Source organism: Neobacillus fumarioli NBRC 102428 (genome assembly GCF_001591485.1).
Taxonomy (GTDB): Bacteria; Bacillota; Bacilli; order Bacillales; family Cytobacillaceae; genus Neobacillus; species Neobacillus fumarioli.
The window spans coordinates 1-5564 of sequence record NZ_BCUZ01000159.1 but is presented as its reverse complement, the minus strand read 5'-3'; the positions used below and the strand labels follow the sequence as shown (position 1 = coordinate 5564).

The 5564-nt window shown below is 41.7% G+C and carries 7 protein-coding genes; 5 read left to right on the top strand and 2 right to left on the bottom strand.

What is annotated here, in order from left to right; genetic code table 11:
• Nucleotides 1-145: 145 nt before the first annotated feature.
• Nucleotides 146-1525 (bottom strand): C40 family peptidase, encoded by a 1380-nt coding sequence (locus BFU02S_RS14595; protein WP_066372186.1) that lies wholly within the window; start codon nt 1523-1525, stop codon nt 146-148.
• 215 nt (nt 1526-1740) lie between these two features.
• On the opposite strand from BFU02S_RS14595, the gene BFU02S_RS14590 reads away from it, so the two are divergent.
• From BFU02S_RS14590 to BFU02S_RS14570, 5 genes are read left to right on the top strand one after another with little or no spacing between them, the layout of a single operon-like run.
• Entirely contained in the window at nt 1741-2124 is a 384-nt protein-coding gene (locus BFU02S_RS14590) for a GntR family transcriptional regulator (RefSeq protein WP_066372184.1), read from the top strand.
• On the top strand, nt 2121-2810 hold the full coding sequence (locus BFU02S_RS14585; RefSeq protein WP_066372181.1) for an ABC transporter ATP-binding protein: 690 nt from the start codon (nt 2121-2123) through the stop codon (nt 2808-2810). The genes BFU02S_RS14590 and BFU02S_RS14585 overlap by 4 nt, the downstream gene beginning before the upstream one ends.
• Entirely contained in the window at nt 2807-3634 is an 828-nt protein-coding gene (locus BFU02S_RS14580; RefSeq protein WP_066372178.1) for a hypothetical protein, read from the top strand. The genes BFU02S_RS14585 and BFU02S_RS14580 overlap by 4 nt, the downstream gene beginning before the upstream one ends.
• 12 nt (nt 3635-3646) lie before the next feature.
• Complete coding sequence (locus tag BFU02S_RS14575) at nt 3647-3985, top strand: hypothetical protein (protein ID WP_066372176.1); 339 nt, start codon at nt 3647-3649, stop codon at nt 3983-3985.
• A complete protein-coding gene (locus tag BFU02S_RS14570; protein ID WP_066372174.1) occupies nt 3963-4904 on the top strand; it encodes a hypothetical protein in 942 nt (313 codons plus the stop codon). Before BFU02S_RS14575 ends, BFU02S_RS14570 begins: the two co-directional genes overlap by 23 nt.
• A 107-nt stretch (nt 4905-5011) precedes the next feature.
• On the opposite strand, the gene BFU02S_RS14565 is transcribed toward BFU02S_RS14570, so the two are convergent.
• Nucleotides 5012-5464, bottom strand: coding sequence for a GNAT family N-acetyltransferase (locus BFU02S_RS14565; protein ID WP_066372173.1), 453 nt, complete (start codon nt 5462-5464; stop codon nt 5012-5014).
• Nucleotides 5465-5564 lie beyond the last annotated feature (100 nt).

Below are 5564 nucleotides of genomic sequence, written 5' to 3'. Positions count from 1 at the left end.
ATAGATAAAATAATAAAATTGAACATTTCAAGTATTTTTAATAGTTGAATTAGATTATTACAACACTAGTGTCAGAACATGACTCAATGAAATTGACAGTCAAAAAAAAGCCAGAATCCTGTATATTATGGATCCTGGCTTTTCTTTAATAAAACCGCTTAAAACTGTCAAAATGGGTGCTGTAGTAAGAGTTAGACAAGCTGAAAATCATCACTCCATGCTTTTCATCGGCATCATGGATGAATTGGTTGTTGCCAATGTAAATACCCAGGTGTGAGATGCCTTGTTTGTATGTATTTTTGAAAAAGACAAGGTCGCCGGGGATTGGGTTGTCCACATAGTATGAGCGATTGTAATAACCATCAGCGGAGTACCGGCCGATTTGCTTACCGGCTTTGTTGGCAACATAGTAAATGAAGCCGCTGCAGTCGAAGCCTTGTGGAGTACTTCCACCCCATACGTACGGAACGCCAATTAAACTTTTCGCAATCGATACCATGTTCGCGGCAATTTCAGCATCGGATTTTGGAGACGATGTGGTCGCCGTTGATCCATTTGCACCATTTCCGCTTGAAGAAGTGGCCGAATTCCCATTTGAACCATTTCCGTTTGAAGAACTGGCTGTATTCCCTTTGGAACCATTTCCACTTGCAGAACTAGTCGAATTTCCCTTTGAACCACTTGAAGAACCACTTGAACTTCCGGCAGCCTGGCCCGAAACCTTTAGTGTTTGTCCCACATAGATCATGTCGGAAGTAAGGTCGTTAAGGGACTTCAAATTTTGAACCGTTGTTTGATATTGTCTGGCAATTTTACTTAAGCAGTCTCCGGCTTTGACAGTGTAATATGACACGGATGCAGTTGGTGGTGTCGGTGTCTTGGGTTTATCGGCCGGAACTGAAGGGGTTTGCGGTTTGTTTGAAGATGGAGACCCGGTTACTTTCAGTTGCTGCCCGACATAAATCAAATCGGAAGCTAGACCGTTCAGTGATTTCAACTGTGATACAGTCATACGAAAGTTGCGGGCAATAATGCTTAAACAATCACCGCTTTTTACTGTATAGATGCCGTCCGCTGCAGGAGCGGGTGTTGTTTTTTGATCCTTTGCTGGTTTCGGCGTGGTTACGCTAACGGTTTTCCCGGGGGCAGACACCTTCAGCACTTGTCCAGGGTAAATGATCGTGCTTGTCAAGTTGTTCCATTCTTGCAGTTCGCCAACTGTTATGTGATAACGGTTGGCAATTTTGATGAGGACGTCACCCTTCACAACGGTATAGCTGGTTTGCTGGCTTTGTTCCACAGTTACGGTTGAATCGGAAATTTTAAGTGTTTGATTTTCATAGATTCTATCGGATGTTAATCCATTGAGGGTTTTAATCTCATCTACGCTGGTGTTAAATTTAGAGGCTATTTTTGATAGATTATCGCCTTTTTGAACTTTGTAGGTAGCGGCCAGAGCGCTTCCGGCATAAAGAGTGGTGAACAGCGCAGTTGTCGATAATGTTCGAATCATCGTTTTCTTCATTTAAGATATCACCTCGCATTGAAATTATATGTTTTATTTTACCATTGTTTACTAGAAACTTGTAGAAAATTTTCTCAAAATAGTGCTTTAGGGGGAAAAAACACGAAAATCCTCAGAGGAAAAAATAGATTGACAAGCAAAGTGTATGAACCATATAAACAGGCGTATTATTCAATTAATACACCAGTCATTGGAATTCATAGGAGTTGTTTTTCATGAATGTGACGTTTAATACACGAGATCCTGTTTATGTCCAAGTTGTACGATATTTTAAAGAACAAATTGCGATTGGGAACTTGAAGGCAGGGGAGGAAATCCCTTCACGGCGGGAACTGGCGGAGATGTTGAAAATTAATCCCAATTCGGCTCAGCGGGCTTATAAAGAAATGGAGGAAGAAGGGTTGATTCACACAGAACGAAACTTTCCCAGCCGCATCACGATGGATGAAAACATTTTAAGTTCGGTGCGGGAGGAACTGATCGCAGAAGCGGTTGATGCATTTGTCCAGTCGATTGTAGCCATCAATCCATCGATAGAAGAAGTGGTTGAGCTGGTGAAGAAGAAATATGAAGCAAGAAAGCAGGGGGAAACGACATGATTGAAGTGCAAAACATTTCCAAACGATTTGGGAGGAAACAGGTGTTAAAGGAAGTTTCCTTTACAGCCAATAAAGGAGAAATTACCTGTTTGATCGGCATCAATGGCGTCGGCAAGACGACCACATTGAAAGCGATCATGAATCTCACGCCGATTAATAGCGGCAAGATCTTCATTGATCAGGAAGTCATCCAAAAAGATACATATGAAAAAATCACCTTTATCCCGGATGCCAATATTATGCCGACATGGATGACGATCCGAGAGGCGTGCGACTTCATGAAAGATTATTATAAAAACTGGAACCAGCAGCGGGCCGATGATTTAATGCGCTTTTTCAAACTAAATGAAACCGACCGGATTACCGAACTGTCAAAGGGAAATACGGCGAAAGTCAATTTGATGCTCGGACTGTCGCTCGATGTGGATTATGTTTTGATGGACGAGCCTTTTTCCGGCATTGATATTTTCAGCCGGGAGCAGATTGCCGAAGTGGTCACCTCCCATTTAATTGAAGACCGTGGTGTGGTTATTACCACCCATGAAATCAATGATATTGAACATTTAATCGATAAAGTCGTGTTACTGGACAACGGCGTGGTGCTCAAGGAATTTACGACGGAAGAGGTCCGCCTTACGGAAGGCAAGTCCGTGATGGATGTCATGAGAGAGGTGTATCAGCCATGAACAGGTATTGGAAACTAGTAAACTTTGAACTCTATCGCTTTTTAAAACTATATGTTTCCTTGATTGCTTTGACGATTATCCTGCAGTTTACCGGAGTAGTGGTCAAATCGTTAAGCTATGTCCACCAGGCAAACAGTGATATTTATGAACATGGGATGTCGAGAGCTCAGTTTATTGAACAGAACGGTCTCGCGAATTTCATGCAAATTGCGGGAAGTCTTTGGTTCCTAGCTCCGATTATGATCAGCGCAACAGTGATTCTAGGATACATCTTCCTTATTTGGTATCGTGACTGGTTCGCGAAGAATAGGTTTATCTACCGGCTCCTTATGCTCCCGACATCGAGGCTTACCATCTATTTTGCCAAAGCAAGTGCAATTCTTCTAATGGTTCTTGGCTTAATTGCCTTAGAAATCATCATCCTGCCGTTTCAGCTTTCGCTGTTTCAATTGCTTGTGCCTGCTGATCTTCGCCAAGACATACCGATCACGGCCGTGTTAGGCTTTCAAGTTCTGGCCATCATTATTCCGGGGACATGGATGCAGTTTGTCCTCCATTACTTGGCTGGATTCATGTTGGTATGTGTGTTGTTTACCGCGATTTTGTTTGAACGTTGTTACCGGTGGAAGGGATTGTTCTTGGCCGTTCTGTATTGTGCGGCTTCCGTTATGGTCTTTATTGCGCCAGCTATTTTGGCAGCTATTAGGATAATAGACTTCTATCCGAATGAGCTGGTTTCATTGGAAATTGTCCTTGGGCTTGTCGTAATGGGCGCGGCTGTTTGGATTAGTCAATTTTTATTAAAAAACAAGATAACGGTGTAAGGAGAGTAGAAGATGAAACGTATTCGGACATTGGTGACGTTAGCGATCATTATTTGTTTAAGTATCGGAACTTTCTATATCTATGCGGCGGCAGAGGTTAAGGGATATCCGAAGTTTTATATCAAAAAAGAAGCAGGGGATGACAAGGAAATTCGCACATTGACACTATCCGCTATTCTGAGTATGGGCCAGTTTTCCGAGCCAGTCATGATTTCGGCAGAAGGGTCAAAGTATGAGCGGGAACTTTCTTTTACAGAGCAATTGAATAGCTCATTTTTGGTAAATGACGGGCTTCAGGTGTATCGCGATAAATACCATAATTTCATGCGTGGGAAGCTTATGTTTTTATGAAGATTCTGAGTCGCTTGTCTTTGCAGGGGTTGATTATAAACGAACCAACCGCGGACTGCGAGATTTTTCCTTTACCATTGCGCAGTTGCATAAGAAGAATAAAGATGAATCTAGTTTTCAGATAAAGGTTCCGGGAGAAGCGAATGATGATTTCATCAGTGTAAATGATGTGCAAAAGCATGGCGGCGAGCTGGATGTGTTCACAACTAATTCGGTTTCAGATCATCAAGTGGGAGCATCAAAAACGGAGCTTCATTGCTACCGTTTTGATTTGGAAAAGAAAAAACTGCTGAGCGATCAAATCCTTCTATCCGCTCGTGATGCAGAAAATAATATGGAGAATCGGATTTATAATCTAAGCTCAACAACTAAGATGGCACCTGAAAAGTATTATGTGTTCGTTAAGGACAGCCGACCTGTTTCATCTCCGGATGAGAATGGCAAAGTTTCGAAAGGTTCCGTTAAAGGAGAACTATACGCCTATAATATGAAAACCAATGTAGTACAAACGTTTGCGTTCCCGAAAGAGTTGAGTATGGTGGATATTATGATTAATTACTATCATGGGCCATTGATTTATTTCGTCACTCCGGATGCGAATGCTAAAGCGGTTAAGGTTCTGATCTATAACATGGAAACGAAAAAAGTGGTCGGGCAATATACCATTCCGATAGAGGAAATAGGGGAAGACACCAAACCAGACATCTTCATCAAGAACAATCGAATGTACCTATTAATAGTCAACCACGAACAGACAGGCCGTGTGGACATTCAGACAAACTACATCATGGTCTGCGATCTTCAAAACGGAAAAATCCTCTACAAAGGAAAAGTCATACCAAAACCAGGAAAAGGCAACAGCCTGCCAAAAGGCACCACATTACATGTTGAAAATATGAATGTGGGAAATGGTTTGTGAAAATTTCACAAAGGTGCCTGACACCTAATGACAGCATCTGGTAACGGGTGCTGTCTGTTAAAACACAAATACCTACTTACCTCAATCTGACCGTTGTTCAATAAAACCTACAAATCTTGAGAGAATCGGACCATATCCCTACACTGTATGCCATTTTCGAAAATAGCTTCTGAATAGTGCCTGATGAAAAAATCTATATCGACACCAGTAATTCTAAAACCACATTTTCGGTAAAGGGCTATTTGTCCAATACTTGAATTTCCAGTACCGACTTCTATGGTTCTGTATCCTTTGGACTTAGCGACTTCAATTGCATGCATTACTAGTTGTTTGCCCAAGCCTTTGCCTTGCTCGGATTCTTTTACTGCAATATTCACCAACTCCACCGTTTCGGGTCTTGTCGGCAGTAGCACATAAACCCCAATGATTTGACCACCACTTTCCGCTACAAAGCATTCTCCCCTTTGTATATATTCCTCAACCAGGATTCTAGAAGGATCGGCTAATAATAACAAATCCATTGGGGGTTCTTCATCTATCGTTAATTTACGAATATGCATAGTACTCTCCCCTGAATAACTGTTTTTTTGTCATTTTACCATTTTTCTTCGGACTAACCAGGAGGTTCTACTTTTTTTAGGTGATTAGTAGTTAGTTTCT